General features: G+C 35.1%; 19 protein-coding genes and 2 riboswitches. Of the genes, 3 read left to right on the top strand and 16 right to left on the bottom strand.

From position 1 onward, the window contains the following. Positions 1–8: 8 nt before the first annotated feature. The 16 genes from metH to FNW38_RS01935 form a co-directional block, all read right to left on the bottom strand. The gene (metH, locus tag FNW38_RS01860) at positions 9–2,687 is read right to left on the bottom strand and encodes a methionine synthase (RefSeq protein ID WP_143386819.1); all 2,679 of its coding nucleotides are present in this window, start codon (positions 2,685–2,687) and stop codon (positions 9–11) included. A gap of 101 nt (positions 2,688–2,788) precedes the next feature. Continuing rightward, positions 2,789–3,790, bottom strand: coding sequence for a homocysteine S-methyltransferase family protein (locus FNW38_RS01865; RefSeq protein WP_143386820.1), 1,002 nt, complete (start codon positions 3,788–3,790; stop codon positions 2,789–2,791). A gap of 221 nt (positions 3,791–4,011) precedes the next feature. After that, positions 4,012–4,130, bottom strand: a riboswitch (SAM riboswitch). Between the two features lie 81 nt (positions 4,131–4,211). Then, entirely contained in the window at positions 4,212–5,264 is a 1,053-nt protein-coding gene (locus FNW38_RS01870) for an NAD(P)/FAD-dependent oxidoreductase (protein ID WP_143386821.1), read from the bottom strand. A gap of 133 nt (positions 5,265–5,397) precedes the next feature. After that, complete coding sequence (locus FNW38_RS01875; protein WP_143386822.1) at positions 5,398–6,030, bottom strand: precorrin-2 dehydrogenase/sirohydrochlorin ferrochelatase family protein; 633 nt, start codon at positions 6,028–6,030, stop codon at positions 5,398–5,400. A gap of 70 nt (positions 6,031–6,100) precedes the next feature. Continuing rightward, positions 6,101–6,874 (bottom strand): uroporphyrinogen-III C-methyltransferase, encoded by a 774-nt coding sequence (gene cobA / locus FNW38_RS01880; protein WP_143386823.1) that lies wholly within the window; start codon positions 6,872–6,874, stop codon positions 6,101–6,103. Next, entirely contained in the window at positions 6,867–8,957 is a 2,091-nt protein-coding gene (locus FNW38_RS01885) for a HEPN domain-containing protein (protein ID WP_143386824.1), read from the bottom strand. The genes cobA and FNW38_RS01885 overlap by 8 nt, the downstream gene beginning before the upstream one ends. Before the next feature lie 200 nt (positions 8,958–9,157). Next, the gene (locus FNW38_RS01890) at positions 9,158–10,402 is read right to left on the bottom strand and encodes a sulfate adenylyltransferase subunit 1 (protein ID WP_035668363.1); all 1,245 of its coding nucleotides are present in this window, start codon (positions 10,400–10,402) and stop codon (positions 9,158–9,160) included. A 145-nt stretch (positions 10,403–10,547) separates the two neighbouring features. Beyond that, positions 10,548–11,447, bottom strand: a complete 900-nt coding sequence (gene cysD, locus FNW38_RS01895; protein WP_143386825.1) for a sulfate adenylyltransferase subunit CysD — start codon at positions 11,445–11,447, stop codon at positions 10,548–10,550. 119 nt (positions 11,448–11,566) lie between these two features. Then, positions 11,567–12,268, bottom strand: coding sequence for a phosphoadenylyl-sulfate reductase (locus FNW38_RS01900; RefSeq protein ID WP_143386826.1), 702 nt, complete (start codon positions 12,266–12,268; stop codon positions 11,567–11,569). Between the two features lie 15 nt (positions 12,269–12,283). Continuing rightward, positions 12,284–13,183 (bottom strand): sulfite exporter TauE/SafE family protein, encoded by a 900-nt coding sequence (locus tag FNW38_RS01905; RefSeq protein ID WP_143386827.1) that lies wholly within the window; start codon positions 13,181–13,183, stop codon positions 12,284–12,286. Positions 13,184–13,302: 119 nt separating this feature from the next. Then, on the bottom strand, positions 13,303–13,713 hold the full coding sequence (locus tag FNW38_RS01910) for an RrF2 family transcriptional regulator (protein ID WP_143386828.1): 411 nt from the start codon (positions 13,711–13,713) through the stop codon (positions 13,303–13,305). Positions 13,714–13,902: 189 nt separating this feature from the next. Then, on the bottom strand, positions 13,903–15,075 hold the full coding sequence (locus FNW38_RS01915; RefSeq protein WP_143386829.1) for a trans-sulfuration enzyme family protein: 1,173 nt from the start codon (positions 15,073–15,075) through the stop codon (positions 13,903–13,905). Between the two features lie 71 nt (positions 15,076–15,146). Further along, complete coding sequence (locus FNW38_RS01920) at positions 15,147–15,572, bottom strand: OsmC family protein (RefSeq protein WP_143386830.1); 426 nt, start codon at positions 15,570–15,572, stop codon at positions 15,147–15,149. A gap of 77 nt (positions 15,573–15,649) precedes the next feature. Then, a complete protein-coding gene (locus FNW38_RS01925; protein ID WP_143386831.1) occupies positions 15,650–16,006 on the bottom strand; it encodes a hypothetical protein in 357 nt (118 codons plus the stop codon). Positions 16,007–16,057: 51 nt separating this feature from the next. After that, positions 16,058–18,472 (bottom strand): bifunctional aspartate kinase/homoserine dehydrogenase I, encoded by a 2,415-nt coding sequence (thrA, locus tag FNW38_RS01930; protein ID WP_143386832.1) that lies wholly within the window; start codon positions 18,470–18,472, stop codon positions 16,058–16,060. Between the two features lie 26 nt (positions 18,473–18,498). Then, positions 18,499–19,461 (bottom strand): alpha/beta fold hydrolase, encoded by a 963-nt coding sequence (locus FNW38_RS01935; protein WP_235890139.1) that lies wholly within the window; start codon positions 19,459–19,461, stop codon positions 18,499–18,501. Between the two features lie 78 nt (positions 19,462–19,539). Beyond that, positions 19,540–19,665, bottom strand: a riboswitch (SAM riboswitch). A 1,177-nt stretch (positions 19,666–20,842) separates the two neighbouring features. Between FNW38_RS01935 and metK the strand changes: the two genes are divergently transcribed. The 3 genes from metK to FNW38_RS01955 all read left to right on the top strand — a co-directional run bounded on the left by metK (position 20,843) and on the right by FNW38_RS01955 (position 23,655). Then, a complete protein-coding gene (metK, locus tag FNW38_RS01945) occupies positions 20,843–22,093 on the top strand; it encodes a methionine adenosyltransferase (RefSeq protein ID WP_143386835.1) in 1,251 nt (416 codons plus the stop codon). A 156-nt stretch (positions 22,094–22,249) separates the two neighbouring features. Next, a complete protein-coding gene (locus tag FNW38_RS01950) occupies positions 22,250–23,041 on the top strand; it encodes a hypothetical protein (RefSeq protein WP_144064578.1) in 792 nt (263 codons plus the stop codon). Beyond that, the gene (locus FNW38_RS01955) at positions 23,041–23,655 is read left to right on the top strand and encodes a deoxynucleoside kinase (protein WP_143386837.1); all 615 of its coding nucleotides are present in this window, start codon (positions 23,041–23,043) and stop codon (positions 23,653–23,655) included. The genes FNW38_RS01950 and FNW38_RS01955 overlap by 1 nt, the downstream gene beginning before the upstream one ends. The last annotated feature ends 184 nt before the right edge of the window (positions 23,656–23,839 follow it).

Here is a 23,839-nt window from a genome sequence, read left to right on the forward strand (position 1 = left end):
TGGGGATTTTAGTCTGCTATATTTGGATTCAACCATTTCATCGCCACTTCGGTTGGAATATTTCTTCGTTTGGCATAATCAATTACTTGATCTTCTTTTATTTTTCCGAGTCCAAAATACTTGCTTTCCGGATTTCCAAAATAATATCCTGATACCGAAGAAGCCGGCCACATCGCCATGCTTTCCGTCAAAGTCACTCCTATTTCTTCTGCTACATTAAGCAATTTCCAAATCGTTGGTTTTTCTAAATGGTCAGGACAAGCCGGATAACCTGGTGCCGGGCGGATTCCTTTGTAATCTTCGGCAATCATTGCCTCAGTACTCAAAGCTTCATCTGACGAGTACCCCCAAATTTCTTTACGGATTTTTTCGTGCAAATATTCGGCAAAAGCTTCCGCAAAACGATCCGCCAATGCTTTCACCATTATCGAATTGTAATCGTCTAAATCTCTTTCGAATTCTGCCGCCCATTCATCAACACCAAAACCGGTAGTTACACAAAACGCTCCCATATAATCCGTTTTACCGCTGTCTTTCGGAGCAATAAAGTCCGCTAAAGCGATATTTGGAGCGCCTTTTGTTTTTTGTGATTGCTGACGTAAAGTCAAGAATTTATCTAATACTTTTCCGCTTTCATCACGCAATTCAATATCATCATCGTTCACTTGATTTGCTGGAAAAATTCCGTAGATTCCTTTGGCTGTCAGTTTCTTTTCTCTCAAAATGACTTCCAACATTTCCTGAGCATCTTTAAAAACCGATTGCGCTTGTTCTCCCACAACTTCATCGGTTAAAATAGCCGGATATTTCCCGAACAATTCCCATGTTCTAAAAAATGGTGTCCAGTCAATATAAGGAACCAAAACATCCAAATCTACCTCTATTGTTTTTACTCCAATAAAATTAGGCTTCATTGGGTTGTAATTTTCCCAATCTAATTTCAGTTTATTGACACGAGCTTGCTCAATAGTCAAGAAATTTTTGTCTCGCGAACGGTTCAAAAACGTCTCTCTAAAAGCATCATATTCTGCTCTAATATCACTTGCATATATTTTTTTATCACTGTTTAATAAATTTCCAGCAACCGTTACGGCTCTTGAAGCATCATTGACGTGAATCACTGTTTCTCTGTATTGTGGCGCAATTTTCACGGCAGTATGCGCTCGTGAAGTGGTTGCTCCACCAATCATCACTGGAATTTTTATGTTTCTTTTGTCTAATTCTTTAGCCAAATAAACCATTTCATCAAGTGACGGTGTTATTAATCCGCTTAATCCAATAATATCAACGTTGTGTTCTATGGCTGCAGCGATGATTTTCTCCGGAGCGACCATCACACCTAAATCTATGATTTCGTAATTATTACAAGCCAAAACAACCGAAACAATATTTTTTCCAATATCGTGTACGTCCCCTTTTACAGTTGCCATTAATATACGGCCTGCAAAACTCGAAACACCATCTTTTTCAGCTTCGATAAATGGCAATAAATAAGCTACCGCTTTCTTCATTACACGAGCTGATTTTACCACTTGCGGCAAAAACATTTTCCCACTTCCAAATAAATCCCCTACGACATTCATTCCTGCCATTAAGTTGATTTCGATTACTTCGATAGGTTTTATTGCTGCCTGTCGGGCTTCTTCTACATCAATTTCTATAAATTCATCGACTCCTTTTACTAACGAATGCGTTAATCGTTCCTGAATAGTTCCCGAACGCCATTCTTGAACCGCTTTTTCATTATTCTTTACATCTCCTTTTACATTTTCGGCAAAGTCCAACAGTCTTTCGGTTGCATCATCGCGACGGTTTAGAATAACATCTTCAACGTATTCTAAAAGATCTTTTGGAATTTCGTCGTAAATAGAAAGCATCTCTGGATTCACGATTCCCATTGTCATACCATGTTGAATCGCATGATATAAAAATACCGAGTGCATCGCTTCCCGAACCGTATCATTTCCTCTAAATGAGAATGATACATTACTTACTCCACCACTAATATGTGCATGAGGCAGATTTTCTCTAACCCATTTGGTTCCTCTAAAGAAATCCAATGCGTTCAAGCGGTGTTCTTCCATTCCTGTTGCAACTGGAAATATATTCAAATCGAAAATAATATCCTGCGGAGGAAAACCAACTTTATTTACCAAAATATCATACGAACGTTGGCAAATTTCTACTCTACGCTCGTAATTGTCAGCTTGTCCAGTTTCATCAAAAGCCATAATAATAGCTGCAGCTCCGTAGCGCTTGATGAGTTTGGCGTGATGAATGAATTGTTCTTCCCCTTCTTTTAAAGAAATCGAGTTTACGACACTCTTTCCTTGTACTACTTTTAGACCTGCTTCGATAATATCCCATTTCGAGCTATCAATCATGATTGGAACTCTAGAAATATCAGGTTCCGCAGCGATTAAATTCAGGAATTTTGTCATAGCATATTCCCCATCTAGCATTCCTTCATCCATATTAATATCGATGATTTGCGCGCCACCTTCAACTTGTTCTTTAGCAATACTGAGTGCTTCTTCGTATTTTTCTTCCTTAATTAATCGAAGGAATTTTCTAGAACCTGTAACATTGGTTCGTTCACCAATATTCACAAAAACGCTTTCCGGCGTAATGATTAAAGGCTCTAATCCCGATAATACAAGGTTTCTTCTCTTTTCTACGTGTGCCATTTTTGTTTATTTTTACCGCTAATTCACTAATTTTTTCAAATCAAATGTTCAATTTGTGAATTGTTGGTTATAATTTAGACGCGATAAATCGCATCTCTACGTTACATCGTCGCTGTTGATACCCTAGGTTTATACTCCTTTGCGATATCAGCAATCAACTTGATATGTTCTGGCGTTGTTCCGCAACAACCGCCTATGATATTTACTAAATTATCGTCCAAATATTCTTTGATGAATGCTTGCATCTGTTCTGGCGTTTCATCGTACTCTCCAAAGGCATTTGGTAATCCTGCGTTAGGATGTGCCGAAACATTGAACGAAGTATTATGAGCTAACGTTTGTAGATACGGTTTAAGCAAATCGGCTCCCAAAGCACAATTGAAACCAACACTCAACAATGGAATGTGCGAAACAGAAACTAAAAAAGCTTCCACCGTTTGTCCTGAAAGTGTTCTTCCTGATGCATCCGTAATTGTTCCGGAAACCATGATAGGAATGTCGATATTGCGTTCGTCTTTGACTTCTTCAATAGCGAAAAGTGCCGCTTTGGCATTTAAAGTATCGAAAATGGTTTCCACCAATAATAAATCACTTCCTCCGTCAATCAAGGCTTCGACTTGTTGTTTGTAAGCAATGCGCAAATCATCAAAAGTTACCGCTCGGTAACCCGGATCATTTACATCTGGTGACATACTTGCCGTTCTGTTTGTTGGTCCTATTGAACCGGCTACAAAACGAGGTTTATCCGGATTTTTTGCTGTAAACTCATCGGCTACTTCACGGGCGATTCTTGCCGATTCATAGTTGAGTTCGTAAACCAAATCTTCGAGATGATAATCCGCCATTCCGATGGTTGTACTTGAAAACGTATTGGTTTCAACGATATCAGCTCCCGCTTCAAAATAAGCTGCGTGAACAGCCCGAATAGCTTGCGGCTGCGTGATTGACAATAAATCGTTGTTCCCTTTTAAAGAATGTGGAAAATCTTTGAATCGTTCTCCGCGAAAATCTTCTTCTGAAAAATTGTAGCGTTGCAACATGGTTCCCATAGCTCCATCGAGTACGAGTATGTTTTTTTTAATAGCTTCTTGAATACTTGACATTTTATTTTTTATTGTTGTGTTTTGATGGTTAAAAAAAACACGAATTTTTACTCTTTAGCCCCATTACAGTGAAAATCTTTTTACTTTTTACTGCCAAAAAATGAAACAATTGTAACGGAAAGCAGGATAAATGACGTCAAAAATTGCGCCAATCATTCGTTCTAAAAAAATATCGATATGTTGTCAAGAAAAGGTTTGAGAAATACTATGGAAGTATTCTTGTGTTATCTATCTTAAATACTTAAAAAGTTCAGTATAAAGTAGAATGTAGCACCTTCTTTAAAGATAAAGGGTTGCTAAGGTTTCATCGGGTCTTTCCCTCCGCCTTTCGTGATAACTTTCAATAAATATAGGAACACTGCAAAGTAAAGACATAGCGTTAATAATTGCAAGTATTAACGCTATATTTTTTTTATTAGTTTTATACTATGGCTTTTACCACTGCTTTTGGAGCCTCTTTACGGGTTCCGTCAAATCCGTCAACACCAGAAACTGTAGTATATTTCAACACATATCTCTTACCTGGATTAATAATTTGGTACGCTGCCTGGCACATTAAAGTCGCTTCGTGGAATCCACAAAGAATCAATTTTAATTTTCCTGGGTATGTATTTACATCTCCAATGGCAAAAATTCCAGGAATATTTGTTTGGTAATCCAATGCATTATTTACTTTAATTGCATTTTTTTCAATATCTAATCCCCAGTCTCCGATAGGCCCTAATTTTGGAGTTAATCCAAAAAGTGGAATAAAATAATCTGTTGGAATATTTCGGTGTGCTCCGTTTTCCTCAATATCAATTGATTCTAAATGTTCGGCACCATTCAAACCAATTACTTCAGCTGGCGTGATCATTCTTATTTTTCCTAAATCTTTCAACTCTTGGACTTTTTCTACAGAATCTAATGCGCCTCTAAATTCATTTCTTCTGTGAATCAAAGTCACCTCAGAAGCGACATTAGACAAGAAAATACTCCAGTCCAAAGCTGAATCTCCACCACCGGCAATTACAACTCTTTTGTCTCTGAATTTCTCTGGATTTTTGATGAAATATTTTATCCCTTTATCTTCGTAAAATTCAATGTCTTCGATAAGTGGTTTTCTTGGTTCAAAACTTCCTAATCCACCGGCAATCGCAACAACCGAAGCATGAAATTTCTTTCCTTTATTTGAGGTTACAATAAAACTTCCGTCTTCTTGTTTTGCTATAGTTTCTGCACGTTCGCCCAGCGTAAAACCTGGTTCGAACTGTTTGATTTGTTCCATCAAATTATCAACTAAATCACCCGCTAATACTTCAGGAAATCCTGGAATATCATAAATAGGTTTTTTTGGATACAATTCTGAAAGTTGTCCGCCCGCTTGTGGCAGCGCGTCTAAAATATGACATTTTAGTTTTAACAATCCTGCTTCAAAAACTGCAAATAAACCTGTTGGTCCGGCTCCTATAATTAATATGTCTGTTTTAACCATTGTGTTTAATTTTTTCCTCCCCCCAGCCCCCTCCGAAGGAGGGGGAGACTGGATAGAGTTTCGTTCGTTATTTCTGTTTATTTATTCTCTTTATTCTATGCTCTTTATTCACTTTTCCCTATCCGAACACTGATCACTTCTTCAATGCTTCGGTAATTTCATTCATTTTTTGAACTTTTTCTTCGAAATTTCCTTTCAGCGTTTTGCGATATTCATTTAGGTTTTCGACCATTTTATTGATATCGTCCGGTATTATTTCTTCGAAAAATTCGCGTAATCTTTTGGCTGTTGTCGGTGATTTACCGTTTGTTGAAATGGCTATTTTAACATTTCCTTTGGTTACAATTCCTCCCAAATAATAATCGCATAATGGGGGTGTGTCGGCAATATTGCAAATCAGATATCTTTTTCGTGACAATTCAAACACTCGTTTATTTACTTTTAAATCACTGGTACAGGCAATAACCATGTGCCGTTTCTTCAACATTTTTTTCTTGAACTTGGCTTTAGTCAATTTCACCGAAGGATGTCTTTCAACCAACTCTTCCAGTTCAGGCAAGAACTTTGGTGCAACCACCTCAACATTTGCATTTGGACTGGATTTCAGCATAAACGATAACTTTTCTAAACCCACATTCCCTCCGCCTACAATAAGTACATTGAGGTTGTGTAATTTCAAAAATATTGGATATAATTCGTTCCTCCCCCCAGCCCCCTCCAAAGGAAGGGGAGACTTTGCGGAGCTTCTTTCGTTACTATTTCCCATTTTATTTTTATTTTCATCGGATTAAAATCCGATTTTACAATATCGGTCGTTCCTACGGAACTGTCCTATGTTAAACACTTTCTTTTGATAAGAACTCTTCGTAAAATCCATTCAATTTATTGCTTTCTTTTACCACTTCTCCAATGACAATAATCGCTGGCGCACTTAACTTGTTCTCCGCTACAACTTCTTGGATCGTGTTAATCGTTCCAACTCCCACTTTTTCCTGTGGAGTAGTTCCGTTTTGAATTACCGCAACCGGAGTTTTTCCTTTAGACTCTTTTTGAAACAAAGACACAATTTGCGATAATTTACTCATTCCCATTAAAATCACGACTGTTGCCGACGATTGTGCTGCAAGCGCTACATCATGCGACAAATTCCGGTCTGAAGTTGTGCCTGTTATGACCCAAAAACTTTCGGAAACTCCTCTTTTTGTCAAAGAAACTCCTTGATAAGCAGGAACTGCAATTGCTGATGAAATTCCAGGGACCACAAATGTAGGGATTCCAAAACTTTCTGCGTAATCTATTTCTTCGCTTCCACGACCAAAAATAAATGGATCTCCTCCTTTTAATCGAACCACATTTCCATACGTAAGCGCATTATCTACAATCAACTGATTGATTTGGTCTTGCGAATATTCATGGGCTCCAATTCTTTTACCCACAAATATTTTTAGGGCATTTTTTGGGGCGTGATTCATTATTTCTTCATTGGCCAAAGCATCATACAAAACCACATTCGCTTCAGCAAGTGCTTTTACTCCTTTCAGAGTAAGCAAATCTGGGTCGCCGGGACCCGCACCTACTAAAGTTACCTTTGGTTCTATTGTATTATGCATCCGCTAAATCCTTTGCTCTATAGTGCTCAATATTTGCAAAAAACGAAACTGCTTCTTGAATGTATTTTTTTGCAAATCCTTCAGAAGGTTCGTTCCCTTTGATTTGATATACTAAATCTTTGAAAGATGCATTCAAATTGATTTTATTGCTTTCGATAAAAACAGTATCAAATAAATCGATAATTCCAGCGTGGTGATTCGTTTTTTGGTTTTCAGCAAGCAATAACGCTTTAGCACCGTTAACAAAACCCGCATACGCTAAATAAATTGCATCTGCCCATTTTTTATCTTCAAAAGCTTCTTGCGCGAAAGTTAATTTGTCTTTGGCTTCCAATAGTAATGTAGCCACTAAATCAATAACTACACCGGCACATTCACCTACTCCAACTGCTTTCACATAGTTATCGGCATTTCCCCAATCGACAAAATCAGCTTCGGTAAGGTTTGTTAAATCTGCTAATGGCTTCAAGAATTCATAGAAATATTTCTCTCCTTTGGCATCATAATAATCCAAGAATGATTGTCCGTTGGCATTCGCATCAAAATCATTTAAGATAAAACGCAACGCATCTGGTCCTCTTCTACTTGGAATTTTGATTACTTTATCAGAAAATCTTCCTGCTCCGTTTCCTAAATTCCCCCCACCCAATAAAACTTGAAGTGCTGGCGCCACTAATTTTCCAGAATTGATTGACATTCCCTGAAAACCAATTTGAGCCATATTGTGTTGTCCACAAGCATTCATACAACCACTAATTTTAATTGTGATTTCCTGATTGTTGCTGTATTGTGGATATTCTGTTTCTAAAACTCTTTCTAATTCTACTGCAATTCCGGTGCTGCTTGCAATTCCTAAATTACAAGTATCTGTTCCCGGACAGGCGGTAATATCTGCAGTGCTATCGTATCCTAAGGCTACAAAATCAAGTTTAGCTAATTCCTGGTAGAAAAATGCTAAATCCTCTTCCTTTACGTGACGGATAACAATGTTTTGTCTTAAAGAAAAACGCAATTCATTAGCGGCATAATTTTTAATCAAATCTGCCAATAATCTCGCTTTGTCGGTATAAAAATCACCTAAAAGCACTTTGATACCGATGGCTACATATCCTGCTTGTTTTTGAGGAATCACATTCGATTTTTTCCAAGCTTCAAAAGCAGCTGTGTCTTCGATAACCACTTTTGGCGCTACCAATAAAGGAGCCGGAATTCCACCATCAAAAGCTGCAGTATCAATTTCAACGCTTTGGTATGACAATGCTTTTTTCTCTTCTTCAACCAATCGTAAAAACGCATCTCTTCCTAAATCTTTGATTAAGAATTTCATACGTGCTTTCAATCGTTTGGCTCTTTCCCCGTAACGGTCAAATATTCTCAAAACCCCTTCGGTTGTTGGGATAATTTGGTTTACCGGAATAAATTCAGACAATAATTCAGCATGACTTGGTTGAGAACCTAATCCACCACCTAGCATTACTTTAAATCCTCTTTCTCCATTTACAATTTTTGGAATAAAACCTAAATCGTGCAAATAACTCAAAGCAGTATCTTTATCCGAAGATGAAAATGATATTTTGAATTTACGTCCCATTTCCTGACAAACTGGGTTTCTCAAGAAAAACTGAAACAACGCGTGTGCATAAGGCGACACATCAAAAGGTTCATCCACATCGATTCCTGCTGTTTCACTTGCCGTAATATTTCTCACGGTATTTCCACAGGCTTCTCTCAACGTAACATCATCTTTCTCCAATTCTGCCCAAAGTTGTGGAGTTCTGTCCAAACTTACATAGTGAATTTGGATGTCCTGACGGGTTGTAATGTGTAAACGTCCTGTTGAATATTCATCAGAAACTTTGGTAATACGCAACAATTGTTCGCTTGTCACTTTACCGAAAGGTAATTTGATACGAATCATTTGAACACCATCCTGACGCTGACCGTAAACTCCTCTGGCCAAACGAAGGCTGCGGAAACGCTCGTCGTCAATTTTTCCATCACGGAATAAAGCAATTTTTCTTTCTAAATCGATAATGTCTTTTTGGACAATCGGATCTTCTATTTCGTTTCTAAAACTTTGCATCTTTAGTTATGTTTATCCTCCCCCCCAGCCCCCTCCGAAGGAGGGGGAGCCGAAACTGGAAGTATTATTACATTTTATATTAACTCAATTATTATTTTATTCTTACCGTAAAAAGTAAACCCCTTAACTAACGGGACATTTTTTATCCTGTATGTCTCCCTCCCCTTCGGGGAGTCCCGAAACTTCGGGAGAGGTGGGGATTATTTTATAAAACCAACTCCCGCTGTTGTGTTGGTTGCAGCATCTATTAAGATGAAAGCTCCGTTAGATTTATTATCAGTGTAAGCATCAAAATAAATGGCTTTGCTCAATTTAATGGTTACTTCTCCAATTTCATTTATCGCTAATTGAGTCGCTGGAGTTGTTCCAGAATAATCGGTTGCGATTACGTTTTTTACACTATCAATTTTCGCCAAAACTCTATTGCTATTGTGTTGTACATAATATTTTGCACCTGCCACTAATTTTTTACTGTCCATCCAACAAACAGTTGTTGTGATGTCTTTTTCAATTTTAGGAAGTTCATTAGATTTTACAATCATATCACCTCTGGTTACATTGATGTCATTATCTAATTCGATAGTAATAGAAGAACCAGCCGTAGCTTCATCAAATTGCTTATCAAAAAAGTGAATATTCGTTACTGTAGATTCTGTTAAAGAAGGAAGTACCGTTACGGCATCTCCTACTTTAATATTGTTCCCGTATAATTTCCCGGCATATCCTCTAAAGTCGTGATACTCCTCAGTTTTTGGTCGGATTACTGTTTGAACAGGGAAACGTGCAATCCCGTTTTCATAGATATCATTTGGTTCCAAAGATTCCAAATGTTCCAAAACCGTCTGTCCTGTGTACCAAGGCATATTCTCCGATTTATCGGCAACATTACCACCATTGATTGCACTTAGCGGAATGTAACTTACATTTTGTTCTTTGAAAGCACTTTTTGCATTTAATGCCTGAAAGTCTGCTTTGATTTTGTTGTATACTTCTTCTGAATAATCAACTAAATCCATTTTGTTTACCGCAACAATTACATCTTTTACTCTCAATAAATTATTGATAAAAAAGTGACGGTACGTTTGCTCAATTACTCCTTTACGAGCATCAATTAATATAATTGAAACTTGTGAAGTTGAAGCTCCGGTAACCATGTTACGTGTATATTCTACGTGACCTGGAGTATCGGCAATAATGTAACTTTTCTTTGCAGTCGAAAAATAAATATGAGCCACATCAATCGTGATTCCTTGTTCTCTTTCGGCAACCAAACCATCGGTAGCCAATGAGAAATCTAAGTAATCGTATCCTTTTTGCTTGCTGCTTTTTTCTATTGCTTCAATTTTATCTGTAGTCAACGATTTTGTATCGTATAATAATCTTCCGATTAATGTACTTTTTCCGTCATCTACACTTCCTGCTGTTGCTATTTTTAAAACTTCCATATTCTGAAATTGTATAATGTATATTGTAAAATTGTATTTTGTAAACTGTATGCTGTTGTAAAATTGTATTTTGTATAATGTACTTTGTAAATTCAATCACAAAATACAGTTTTTACATTATACAATTTTTACATTATACAATCTCCTAAAAGTATCCTTGTTGTTTTCTTTTTTCCATCGCAGCTTCAGAACGTTTGTCATCAATTCTGGCTCCTCTTTCAGAAATAGTTGAAGATCTAATTTCACCAACCACTTCTTGGATAGTTGCTGCATAAGAATCAACGGCAGCAGTACAACTCATATCACCCACAGTTCTAAAACGAACAATTCTTTCTTCGATTTCTTCATCTTCTTCTTGAAACACAAATGGAGAATGTGACCAAATCATACCGTCTCTTATGAATACTTTACGTTTGTGTGAAAAGTAAATCGATGGAATTTCGATTTGCTCTTGTTCGATATAACTCCATACATCTAATTCAGTCCAGTTCGAAATTGGAAAAACACGAACGTTTTGACCGTTTTCAATTTTTCCATTAAGAAGATCAAATAATTCAGGACGCTGATTTTTTTCGTCCCATTGACCAAAATCATCACGAACCGAGAAAATACGTTCTTTAGCTCTTGCTTTTTCTTCATCTCTACGCGCACCACCAATGCAAGCATCAAATTTGAATTCTTCAATAGCATCTAGAAGCGTTATCGTTTGCAAACTGTTTCTGCTTGAATATTTACCCGTTTCTTCCACCACTTTCCCTTCGTCAATAGCATCCTGAACATTACGAACGATTAATTCCAATCCTAATTCAGCCACCAATCTATCTCTAAATTCAATAGTTTCAGGAAAATTATGTCCAGTATCTACGTGCAACAATGGAAAAGGAATTTTAGCAGGAAAAAAGGCTTTCTGTGCTAAACGTACCAATGTAATTGAATCTTTTCCACCAGAGAAAAGCAAAACTGGTTTGTCAAATTGAGAAATTACTTCTCTAAAAATGTATATCGCTTCGCTTTCTAAAGCGTTTGTTTTTAATATTGTGCTCATATTGTTTATATTTTCCCCTCCCCGACCCTCCCCGAAGGGGAGGGAGACCGGACGGAGCTTCGTTCGTTTATTTTTTTCTATTCTCTAAAATCTAAAATCTGATTTCTGCCCTCTAATCTCTATTTTTGGTGTAAACCACATTCTTTATGACTCGATTCCCATGACCATCTTCCCGCTCTTATATCTTCACCAGGAGCAATCGCCCTGGTACATGGAGCACAACCGATACTTACAAATCCTTTTTTATGCAATGCATTTTGAGGCACATTATTATCATCAATATATTTTTGAACTTCGGCCAAAGTCCATTTCAATAAGGGATTAAATTTGATAATATTAAAATGGGCATCGTATTCAAAGGCTGCCAAATCATTTCTATTTTCTGATTGTTCCGCACGTAAACCGGTAATCCAGATTTCATTCCCTTTTAAGGCTTTAGTCAACGGAGCCACTTTTCGAATAAAACAACATTCTTTTCTATTCTCAACTGATTCATAGAAACTGTTTGGACCTTTTTTATTTAATAATTCCTCAACTGCGCTTGCTTCTGGAAAATAGGTTTTAATGTCTATTTTATATTTTTTTATTGTTCTATGAAAAACATCATACGTTTCTTGAAATAATCTTCCTGTATCCAAAGTAAAAATGGTTATCGGTAAATCATTTTTTGCAATTAAAGCCGTAATCACTTGGTCTTCCTGCCCGAAAGAAGTTGAAAAAACCACTTTATCCTTGTATTCATTAGCTAAAAAAGCAAGCGTTTCCTCAATGGAGAAATCTTTTGTTTTATCTAATAAAGCTTGTACTATTTCTGTGCTCATAATTCCGTTTATCTTTTATAATAATTTTGACAAGGTTCTTAAACTCAAAATGATAATTAAAACACCTACCAAAATCATCATCGGTTGTCTTTTGATTTTATTGACTAATAAAGCAGCAATTGGCGCAGCAATAACACCACCTAAAATCAACCCTATAATAACTTGCCATCCTTGTATTCCTCCAAAAATCATAAATGTTATTCCACTTGCAAAAGAAACCGCAAACTCGGCAGCGTTCACAGAACCGATAGTATATCTAGGATTTCGACCACGTCCTAATAATGTAGAAGTGACAATTGGCCCCCAGCCTCCACCACCAACAGCATCCATAAAACCTCCAAAAGAAGCCAAAATACCGAGGCGTTTCGTTTTCTTTTTAATGATGTTTTTTTGCATTGCTTTTCTGATGATTATAACAGCCAAAGCGATCATATAAACGGCAATAAACGGTTTTATTGCATCTCCATCAATTACATCAGACAATAAATAAGCTCCGGTTATAGAACCCAAAACACCTGGAATCAATAAATGTTTCACTAATTTTTTATTAATATTTCCAAACCTATGATGAGAAATCGCAGAGGCTCCTGTAGTAAACATTTCAGCAACGTGAACTCCTGTACTACTGATTGCAGGAGGAATTCCGTAAGCCAATAAGAAAGAAGTTGATGTCGCTCCATAACCCATCCCTAAAGTTCCATCCACCAATTGTGCAAAGATTCCAATAGAGAAAAAGATTAAAAATTCCTGATTAAACCCACCCACAAAACCATTCCAGGAAAATTCAGCGTGGTGGTTATACACTAATGTAGATATCAATCCTATCAATAAAGTAACTGGAATAACAACCCACAAACGTTCTTTGAATGTTACTTCGGTTTTTACAGCCACATTATTTTCTTTCAGTTTACCCATGTCTTTTATAATTCAACTATTAATTTATTTTAAATCCATTACCCTATCGGAATGGTAGATTAAAGTGCAAAAATAATACATTTTGTTTAACTACAAAACTTATTTTAAAAAAATGTTTGTTAAAATGTAATATCTGCTAATGAATTGTTTTCCAATATCATGAGTGTATTGTCCCGTACCTCAGTCATTAGCTTATGAACGGAACAATTTACCTCATCAATGCAATCATCACATTTTTCATAAAAGTTATGACTCACACAAGGCAAAAGTGCTATAGGTCCTTCAAGAATCCGATACACATGAGCCATATTTATATCTTTTGGCTCTTTAATCAGATAATAACCACCACCTTTTCCTTTTTTGGCCCCCAAAAAACCAGAATAGCGTAATAACAGTAAAATACTTTCTAAAAATTTTATCGAAATATTTTCACTTTTTGCTATATCCGCAATTGGAACCGGGGTTTGGTTCTCTTGGCGCGCCAAAAATGATAAAGCTTTTATTCCGTATTTAGTCTTTTTTGAAAGCATTTTAAAAAGATATAAGATTGAAGATTAACGATTTTTGATCTCAGATTTTAAAATAATCTGAAGTCTACCTGTCTTTTATTGTAACAACAAAAATATACTTTTTGATTTAAGAATAGCGAATGGAGATTAACGATTTTTGAATGCACATCAATCTACAATCAAAAATCGTTAATCTCCAATCTGAAATCCCTAAGAAAGTGCCTGCTCCAAATCAGCAATTACATCTTTCACTGTTTCCAATCCTACCGAAACACGCACCAAACCTTCAGTAATTCCTACCGCCAATTTTTCCTCAACAGACAATTTGCTGTGTGTTGTTGAAGCCGGATGCGTCACAATGGTTTTAGCATCTCCAATGTTGGCCGACAGCGAACATAATTTTATTTTATCCAAAAATGCTCGACCAGCTTCAATACCTCCTTTGATTTCAAAAGCAATAATATTACCTCCCAAAAGCATCTGTTTTTTAGCGATTTCATATTTTGGATGCGATTTCAAGAATGGATATTTCACACTATTCACATTCGGATGACCTTCTAAAAACTCAGCTACTTTCAAAGCATTCTCGCAATGTCTTTCTACGCGGATTACCAAAGTCTCTAAACTTTTAGACAATACCCAAGCATTAAACGGCGATAAAGCGGGCCCTGTATTTCTGGAAAACAAATAAATTTGACGAATCAATGCAGCGTCTCCAACAGTAATTCCTCCTAAAACACGTCCTTGTCCGTCCATCAATTTGGTAGCCGAATGAACCACTAAATGTGCTCCGTATTTAATCGGTTGCTGAATGTATGGAGTTGCAAAGCAGTTGTCGATGATCAAAATCAAATTGTGTTTTTTGGCAATATCACCCAACAATTGCAAATCAATTACATCTACACCAGGATTGGTTGGCGTTTCCGCATACAATATTTTAGTATTGGGTTTGATAAAACTCTCGATAGTTTCCGGCTGATTAATATCAAAATACGAAGTTTCAATATTCCACTTTGGAAAATAAGTCATAAACAAAGCGTGAGTTGAACCAAAAACACTACTTGCAGAAACGATATGATCACCTGAACTCAACAAAGCTGCAAACGTAGAATAGATTGCTGCCATTCCTGTAGCGAAAGCATAACCCGCATCGGCACCTTCCATTTTGCAAACCTTTTCTACAAATTCTGTAGTATTGGGGTTGCTAAAACGGCTGTAAATATTACGCTCTTTTTCTTCCGTAAAAGAAGCTCTCATATCTTCGGCATCCTCAAATACAAAACTAGATGACAAATACAAAGGCGTAGAATGCTCCTGATATTGTGATCTTTCTAATTGGGTGCGTATCGCTTGGGTTTCAAAACCAAAATCTTGTTCGTTCATTTTATTTTTTAGTTTAAAGTTTAAGTTTTAAAGTTGTTGGAATCGCAAAATACCAACAACTTTTATTTAAACTATAATGATTTATTATTCAAAACTACTTTATAATGTATCGTTGCGTTTGGCTCCAATGTTTTTGAAACCGAACAATATTTCTCGAAAGAAAGTTGTGCTGCTCTTGCTGCTTTTTCTTCATTAATTGGACCTTCCAGATAAAACACAATATGAATATCCTTGAATGGTTTTGCCTCTCCTACTTGAACGCGCTCCCCTTCAACCTCAGCTTTGAAAGAGGTAATTTCTTGTCTTTGTTTTTTAAGTATCGAAATCATATCAATGGCGCTACAACCTGCAACACCCATTAATACTAATTCCATAGGACTAGCCCCCATATTATCTCCCCCAAATTCAGGTCGACTATCTACATTTACTATATGTCCACGTTCGTTTTTTAATTCAAAGTGAAAGTTGTCGTTTACTCTGTCTAATGTTATTTTCATTTTTCCCCTCCCCAACCCTCCCCGAAGGGAAGGGAGCCAAGACTGGAGGCAGTCCCTTTTTTAATTATTTATATTTTTTATAACACGAATAGAAAAAGTAATACTGAAATAAGCCAGAATATAAAATTAAACCAACCATCTATAAACAAAGACTTATCCATTGTCCAAAAGGTATCAACACTATTTCTTTCATATTTTAAGTAGAATAATTTACTTAAAACATAATATACAAACTGTGCAATCAATGGTATAAATAATGAATTAACAGCTGTATTTTTTGCAAAACCAATACAAAAACATATTAAAGCTATTAAAAACAATATCATATTTAAAATTAATAGTTTAAAAAACCATTCTTTATTATCTAATTTACTTTTATCAAATAAAAACAGAATTAAAACATTCATTCCAATTATAATAAAAATGACATTCATATTATATGCTTTTTTTACTGAACACTCAAAACTGATCACTGATCACTTTAATTACCCTTTATCCGATAATCTCAAAATATCCCCAAAAACGCCTCTCGCCGTCACAGCTGATCCAGCTCCTGCGCCTTGAATTACAATGGGTCTGTCACCATACGATTCCGTGTAAATTTCGAAGAAAGAGTCAGAACCTTTCAATCCCCCTAAAGCCGTATCCGAAGGTACCGAAACTAATTTCACTTCTAGATTCCCTTTGTCGTTTTGCAAATCACCTGATAATTCACCTATGTATCGCAACACGTGATTTGGTTTTTGTTCGCTTTTAATTTTATCATAAATAGGATCAAACTCCTTCAATTTATTCAGAAAATCAGAAACATCCCCTTCACGTAAATGCTCTGGAATTAAATTCTGAATGTTGATTTCTTCAAATTCATTTTGCAAATCTAATTCTCTTGCCAAAATTAATAATTTTCTACCAACATCATTCCCACACAAATCTTCTCTTGGGTCTGGTTCCGTATATCCATTATCAATCGCTTCTTTCAATATTTCACTAAACGGCGCCTCTTTTGCAGAAAAATTATTGAACAAATAACTCAATGTTCCCGAAAAAACCCCTTTAATCTTCGTGATATTTTCTCCTGAAAGATGCAATAATTTTATCGTGTCTATCAGTGGTAATCCCGCTCCTACATTGGTTTCATACAAATAACTCTTTTGATTATCCGCTAATACTTTTCGCAATTTTTTATAAAAACTATAACTTAATGTATTCGCCACTTTATTAGAAGAAATCAAATCAAAACCATTCTCTATCAAAGGAATATAATTTTCTACAAATACAGCACTTGCCGTGTTATCAATAGCAATTAAATTCTCTAAGTGATGCTCATTTGCGTAAGCGATAACATCATCAATTGTATACGAAAACCCATTATTCTGGATTTCATTTTTCCAATTTGGAGTGACGCTGTTTTTATTTAAAAGCACATTTTTAGAATTTGCAATTGCAAAAACATTCAGTTTTATATCTTTTCTTTTCTCAATAGCCGCAGCTGATTCCAGTATTTGGTTAATCAAAGTTCCACCTACCAATCCATGTCCAAAAATGGCAATATTAATTTTCTTAGAAACTCCAAAAATCTCCCCGTGAATCACATTTAGTGCTTTGTGAAGTTGCGATTTTTTAACCACTAAACTCACATTTTTACCCGTAACTGTGTTATTGAAAAGTATAGGGACAATTTTATTTTTTATCAATGCCGTATAAGGCTTATGGAACGTACTCAAATCCTGACCAATGATAGAAATCACCGACACATTATCAGTAACCGTGATTTTATTCACATCCTTCGAGTAGAAATCATTTTCGAATTCTTTCTCTAATTCAATCATTGCTTTCGTCGCTTTATCGGCATCAACAACCAATCCAATTCCTCTTTCTGAAGAACCTTGAGAAATAATACTTACGCTGATATCATTGTCGCCCATTACTCTAAAAATACGAGCATCAACTCCAGTTTTTCCAAGCAATCCCCTTCCTTCCAGATTTACCAGCGACACATTTTCAAGAACTGAAAGCGTTTTGATTCCGGCCGCATTTGAATTTGAAGTGATTAATGTCCCTTTATTTTCGTGATTGAACGTATTTAAAATACGAAGCGGAATGTTTTTTTCCAATAAAGGAATAATCGTTTTGGCATGAAGTATCGTTGCTCCAAAATTAGCCAATTCATTCGCCTCGTTAAAAGTCAAATGATCTATTTTTTTAGCATCAGGAACTAAATCCGGGTTGGCTGTATAAATTCCGTCAACATGCGTGTAATTCTGAAGTTCTTCGGCATCTATATAATTAGCGATCAATGAAGCGGTATAATTACTGCCGTTTCTTCCTAAAGTCGTCGTGTCGTTCTTACTATTTGAACCTATAAAACCGGCAACCACATTTACGGTTGTTCCGTTATTTTGTTTGAAATAATTGATTACGTTTTTCTTCGAAAGTTGTTCCAAGGGTTGTGCGTCTCCAAATTTCGAATCCGTTTTAATTAATTCTCTTGTATCTGCAAAACGCGCATTTACTCCATTTTTAATTAAAATAGCCGTCAGTAATTTTGCAGAAAGCAACTCTCCTTTTGAAAGCACTTGATCTTTAATTTTATTACTGTAATCACCAATTAAACTTACGCCTTCAAAAAGTTTTTCAAGGACATTAAATTCTTCCGATAAATCAACTTCTTGATAATCGTCTTGCTGGTATTTTTTGAAATCTTCAAATAGTGCTTTATAATTACCATTTTTAGAGGCAACTCCTAAAATTTCTTCTAATTCATCTGTAGCATTTCCTCTTGCCGAAACCACTATAGCTATTTTTTCTCCTTGATTTACTTTATCAGTAATAATAGCGACTACTTTGTTTATTCCCTCGCCATTCGATAAAGATTTACCTCCAAATTTTAATATTTTCATTGTGTATGTTTTATATGGTGTCGCCCCTAAAAAATGGAGGCAAGCAAATTGTCTAATTGTTCGTATTCTATCAAAAAAGCATCATGTCCGTGAATGGAAACAATTTCTTGATAGGTGACATTATTTTTATATTTTTTTAATTCCTCATAAGTCGCTCTATTTTCGCTTACCGTAAAAAACAAGTCTGAATCGATTCCAATGATGTGAATAGCAGCTTCAATTTTGGATGCTATTTCTTCAAATGACCCACTATTTCGGGTAATATCTATCGTTTTAAGCAATTGATTCATCAATTTATAAGAGGAAAGTTGGAATCTTTTTTGGAGTTTTTCACCGTGATGACACAACCAGCTTTCAATGTTAAAAATGGCTAATTCCTCATTGGTAGTTCTCTGAAATTTTGACTTAAAAGATTCTGGAGTTCTATAACAAAGCATCGCATGAATCCGAGCATCTTCAATAGGTTTCGAAGAATTATTGAGAATTTGCTCCTGCAAAAAGCAATTGGCAATCAACCAATCTGTCGATTTCCAATCCGTCGCGATAGGAATTAAATGTTGTGTGATTTTAGGTTCCAAAGCCGCTATTTCCCAAGCAATTCCGCCACCTACTGATCCGCCAATGATAGCGTACAGTTGTTTGATTTTAAGGAAATGAATGCCTTGAATAAAAATTTTCGCAATATCTCTGGTGTTAAAATCCAAATAATTTTCAATGATGGTATCATCAAAACCATTTCCAGGAACATTAAAAGCCAGTATCGTGTATTTATTTGTATCTATTGTTTTGTCTTCACCAATTAAATCATTCCACCAACCGCTCTCTCCCACAACTTGGGAATTTCCTGTCAATGCATGATTTACCAAAACTATTGGAGCTGTATGTAAAGCTGGACCAAAAACTTGAAAACTTAAGTTTAAGGTAGCATAAAAAGCCCCACTTTCGGTGGTGAAATTTTGTAATGTAATAGATGTTGGTTTATTTTCCAATTTCAAATCTTTTATGATTTTTGATTTGTGTCTGGAAATATTAGAAAGAAAGCTAGAAGTAAACTAGAAGAATTCTTTGTGTTATCTTTCCTTTAGATTCTGAAACAAATTCAGAACAAAGGTAGAATGTAGCACCTTCTTCGATTTACCGAAGGGTTGCTAAGGCTTCATCGGGTCTAATCCCTCTGCCTTTCTTTATAACATTTCAATACGTTTTTGAACTTAAAGGCACAAATTAACTACTATTTTTTTTAACAACCAAATTTTATGAGAATTGATTCTAATTGTTTCATTGAAAAACAATCTAAAAAACAACTCGCAATTGTTTTTACGACGAAGGAATGCCCCATTATGTGGATTTTATCCTTCGCCGAAATAACAACGTCGACCAACAGTCTCACGGAATCAAAACCGATATTACAATTCGATTTTTTAAATAAAAAGTTCTTCATTTTCCTTTGAATACATTAGAAAAAGCAAAGAATTTGGCACCATCTTTTGCGCTAAAGGATCGTTTTTTGACACTTCAAATCTTGGATGAATCAATTCGTTTTTTGAATCGTTACTGTTTTCTGTTTTGTTCCTGAAACTAAAGTTTTTTAGCAACCGAAAGGTCCTTGGGAAATATTTTGATGCTCTCATAATTTTAAGATATTAGCTATTATTTTTTTCTTTTTGTGAATTAGATTCTGAAACAAATTCAGAATAAATGAAAAAACCCTTTTAGATACATATCCAAAAGGGTTTTAAGTTGTGTTATAAACTTATACTTTTGGAATCAACAGACATGAATACACATAATGGCATTGGCACAAATGCTGTTTTTGACCTTCGAATTATTTGTTTTCTGTTGATTTAAAATATTCATTTTATTCTTGTTTTTTAGTTTAAAAATTACGACCGATGGATTTCAAAAAAAAAGCCTCCCGTTATCCGGGAGGCTTTTGCTATATAAATTTTTAATTTAAATTTAAGCAATAAGCGACCCGCAGGATTCTTCCTGAATGGCTTTTGACATATTGCACACATTAAATTTCATCTTTGTTTTTTTTCTTGTAGCAAATATGCTAATTGTTTTTGAATTTTCCAAATAAAATTTAAAAAAAATCAAATCAAATCTTTTCTTTTTTATGGATCAAAAAAGCAGGAAATATTTTAACAGCAAAAAAAAGTTAAGATTAATTTGCAATTCAAAATGGTTTCATACATTTGCACCCGAATACAAGAGGAAAAATTTGAACTGATTGCAACCTCTTCATAATGAAACGAATTCATTATGGATACTGAGAATTTTCAGTAGAAAAAATGCTAAAGCAGAAACTCTTCTTTAGTCCTTTTCAGCAATTATTTTTTCTCGCTTAATTTTAAACTAATAATTATTATGGCCTATTTATTTACGTCAGAATCTGTAAGCGAAGGACATCCAGACAAAATTGCAGATCAAATTTCGGATGCGTTAATCGATAACTTTTTAGCATTTGATGCTGACTCAAAAGTAGCTTGCGAAACTTTAGTAACTACTGGTCAAGTAATTTTGGCTGGTGAAGTAAAATCAAACACCTATTTAGACGTACAACAAATCGCTCGTGACGTAATCAGAAAAATTGGTTACACTAAAAGCGAATACATGTTTGAAGCCAATTCTTGTGGAATCCTTTCTGCCATTCATGAACAATCTGCCGATATCAATCAAGGGGTTGACAGAGCAAATCCTGAAGAACAAGGGGCTGGAGATCAAGGAATGATGTTTGGTTATGCTACTAATGAAACTGACAATTACATGCCATTGGCTCTTGATTTATCACATAAATTATTGCAGGAATTAGCTATTTTAAGACGTGAAAATAACGAAATTACTTATTTGCGTCCAGATGCAAAATCTCAAGTAACTTTAGAATATAGCGATGACAATAAGCCAACTCGTATTGACGCTATTGTAATCTCAACACAACATGATGATTTTGATGAAGAAGCTACAATGTTAGCAAAAATCAAAAAAGACATCGTTGAAATATTGATTCCAAAGATTATTGCTAAAAATCCTGCACATGCTCATTTATTCAATGATAAAATCCAATACCATATCAATCCAACCGGGAAATTCGTAATTGGAGGACCACACGGAGATACTGGGCTTACAGGAAGAAAAATTATTGTAGATACTTACGGTGGAAAAGGTGCTCACGGTGGTGGTGCATTCTCTGGAAAAGATCCAAGTAAAGTGGACAGAAGTGCTGCGTATGCAACCCGTCATATTGCTAAAAATTTAGTTGCAGCAGGTGTTGCTGACGAGATTTTAGTACAGGTTTCTTATGCAATTGGTGTTGCAAAACCGATGGGTATTTTTATCGATACTTATGGCACATCAAAAGTGAATTTAACCAATGGTGAAATTGCTAAAAAAGTAGAAGCTATTTTTGATATGCGTCCTTACTTTATCGAGCAACGTTTGAAATTAAGAAATCCTATTTACAGCGAAACTGCTGCTTACGGACACATGGGACGTACTCCAGAAACGGTAACTAAAACTTTTTCTGCTCCAGGTGGAAACGAAAAAACAGTTACTGTTGAATTATTTACTTGGGAAAAATTAGACTTTGTTGACCAAGTTAAAACAGCTTTCGGATTATAAGAATTATAATTCTATTTATACTGAAAACCAGCTCAATTGAGCTGGTTTTTAATTTTAGTAATAATAACTATCCAAAAACATAGCAAGCAGAAAAAAAATTTAACTTAACAGTCAAAAATTAATAGTTTTGCGCTTTTTTTGTAATTTGCTAGAATTATGAGAAACCTGATTCTATTCTTCTTCTTCACTACAATCTCGATTGCATTCGGACAAAACCAAAAACTACTTTCTTCAAAGATAAATCACGTAATTATTGACGCCGATCAATTTTTAGGATACGATCAATTTGACTACTATTATACTATTAAGAACAATGTCTTTTCTAAAATAAAAGACAAAGAATCTTTAGAATACAAAAACATTACTTTGGGGAAAATCACGAAAATAGATTTACTAAATCCTTTAAAAATTGTTTTGTTCTACGAAAATTTTAATACCGCTATTTTACTTGACAACCAACTGAACGAGACTCAAAAAATAAACTTCTCAGAAAACCCAATTCCAATAGTTGTGAACGCTATAGGAATAGCTTCTCAAAACCAATTATGGGTTTACAACAGTTTAAATCAGCAAATTGGACTTTATGATTATTTAAAAAATGACTATAAAGTCATTTCTACTTCATTCCCGGAAAGTATAAAATACTATCAATCAAATTTTAATGCTTTTTATTGGATAGATGATAAAAACAATTGGTTCTCCTGTGACATTTTTGGAAAAATAACAAAGAAGGGAAAAACACCCGATTTTGATTCGATAGAAATCATCAACGACAATCAATTTATCTTTTCCAAGAACTCCATTCTAACAATTGAAGACATTGAAAAGAATCAAAAATTCGAAATTGAAATTTTAGAAAAAACGTTTAAAAAATTCGGTTACAAAGACCAAATTTTATCTATTTTTACATCAGGAGGAATTACAAATTATAAAATCACAATACCGTAATGCACATAGCAGTAGCAGGAAACATTGGATCAGGAAAAACAACTTTGACACACTTATTGGCAAAACACTTTAAATGGGAACCCCATTTTGAAGATGTAGTCGATAATCCTTATTTAGATGATTTCTATCATCAAATGGAGCGTTGGTCTTTTAATTTACAAATTTATTTCTTGAACAGTCGTTTTCGTCAAGTAATGCAAATTCGGGAGAGTGGTAAAAAAATTATTCAAGACAGAACGATTTATGAAGATGCCCATATTTTCGCACCCAACCTTTATTCAATGGGTTTAATGACGAATCGTGATTTTCAGAATTATTCTACCCTTTTCGAATTAATGGAATCATTGGTAAAACCACCTGATTTGTTGATTTACCTAAGAAGTTCCATCCCAAATTTAGTAGGACAGATTCACAAACGCGGTCGCGAATATGAAAACTCCATTTCTATTGACTATTTAAGTCGTTTGAATGAGCGTTATGAAGCATGGGTTCATACATACAACAAAGGAAAACTATTAATTATCGATGTAGATAACATTAATTTTGTTGACAATCCTGAAGATTTAGGGACTATTTTAAATAGGATTAATGCAGAACTGAATGGATTATTTTAGAATAAAATAACAAGACATAAAATTAAAAACACCTCACAACTGTGAGATATTTTTAATTTTCATACCTTTACAAATCAATGCATTAACATCAAAATATATCTTGAAATTGATTTATTTTGATTCCCCTTAATTTATCATACATAAAAACACTAATCAATTGGTTTTTCTGATTATTAATTAAAAT

It is taken from the genome of Flavobacterium gawalongense (assembly GCF_007097265.1).
GTDB classification, from domain to species: domain Bacteria; phylum Bacteroidota; class Bacteroidia; order Flavobacteriales; family Flavobacteriaceae; genus Flavobacterium; species Flavobacterium gawalongense.

Coding starts and splice junctions, on each gene's coding strand:
- metH (WP_143386819.1), bottom strand. CDS start 2,687: ATGGCACACGTAGAAAAGAGAAGAAACCTTGTATTATCGGGATTAGAG.
- FNW38_RS01865 (WP_143386820.1), bottom strand. CDS start 3,790: ATGTCAAGTATTCAAGAAGCTATTAAAAAAAACATACTCGTACTCGAT.
- FNW38_RS01870 (WP_143386821.1), bottom strand. CDS start 5,264: ATGGTTAAAACAGACATATTAATTATAGGAGCCGGACCAACAGGTTTA.
- FNW38_RS01875 (WP_143386822.1), bottom strand. CDS start 6,030: ATGGGAAATAGTAACGAAAGAAGCTCCGCAAAGTCTCCCCTTCCTTTG.
- cobA (WP_143386823.1), bottom strand. CDS start 6,874: ATGCATAATACAATAGAACCAAAGGTAACTTTAGTAGGTGCGGGTCCC.
- FNW38_RS01885 (WP_143386824.1), bottom strand. CDS start 8,957: ATGCAAAGTTTTAGAAACGAAATAGAAGATCCGATTGTCCAAAAAGAC.
- FNW38_RS01890 (WP_035668363.1), bottom strand. CDS start 10,402: ATGGAAGTTTTAAAAATAGCAACAGCAGGAAGTGTAGATGACGGAAAA.
- cysD (WP_143386825.1), bottom strand. CDS start 11,447: ATGAGCACAATATTAAAAACAAACGCTTTAGAAAGCGAAGCGATATAC.
- FNW38_RS01900 (WP_143386826.1), bottom strand. CDS start 12,268: ATGAGCACAGAAATAGTACAAGCTTTATTAGATAAAACAAAAGATTTC.
- FNW38_RS01905 (WP_143386827.1), bottom strand. CDS start 13,183: ATGGGTAAACTGAAAGAAAATAATGTGGCTGTAAAAACCGAAGTAACA.
- FNW38_RS01910 (WP_143386828.1), bottom strand. CDS start 13,713: ATGCTTTCAAAAAAGACTAAATACGGAATAAAAGCTTTATCATTTTTG.
- FNW38_RS01915 (WP_143386829.1), bottom strand. CDS start 15,075: ATGAACGAACAAGATTTTGGTTTTGAAACCCAAGCGATACGCACCCAA.
- FNW38_RS01920 (WP_143386830.1), bottom strand. CDS start 15,572: ATGAAAATAACATTAGACAGAGTAAACGACAACTTTCACTTTGAATTA.
- FNW38_RS01925 (WP_143386831.1), bottom strand. CDS start 16,006: ATGAATGTCATTTTTATTATAATTGGAATGAATGTTTTAATTCTGTTT.
- thrA (WP_143386832.1), bottom strand. CDS start 18,472: ATGAAAATATTAAAATTTGGAGGTAAATCTTTATCGAATGGCGAGGGA.
- metK (WP_143386835.1), top strand. CDS start 20,843: ATGGCCTATTTATTTACGTCAGAATCTGTAAGCGAAGGACATCCAGAC.
- FNW38_RS01950 (WP_144064578.1), top strand. CDS start 22,250: ATGAGAAACCTGATTCTATTCTTCTTCTTCACTACAATCTCGATTGCA.
- FNW38_RS01955 (WP_143386837.1), top strand. CDS start 23,041: ATGCACATAGCAGTAGCAGGAAACATTGGATCAGGAAAAACAACTTTG.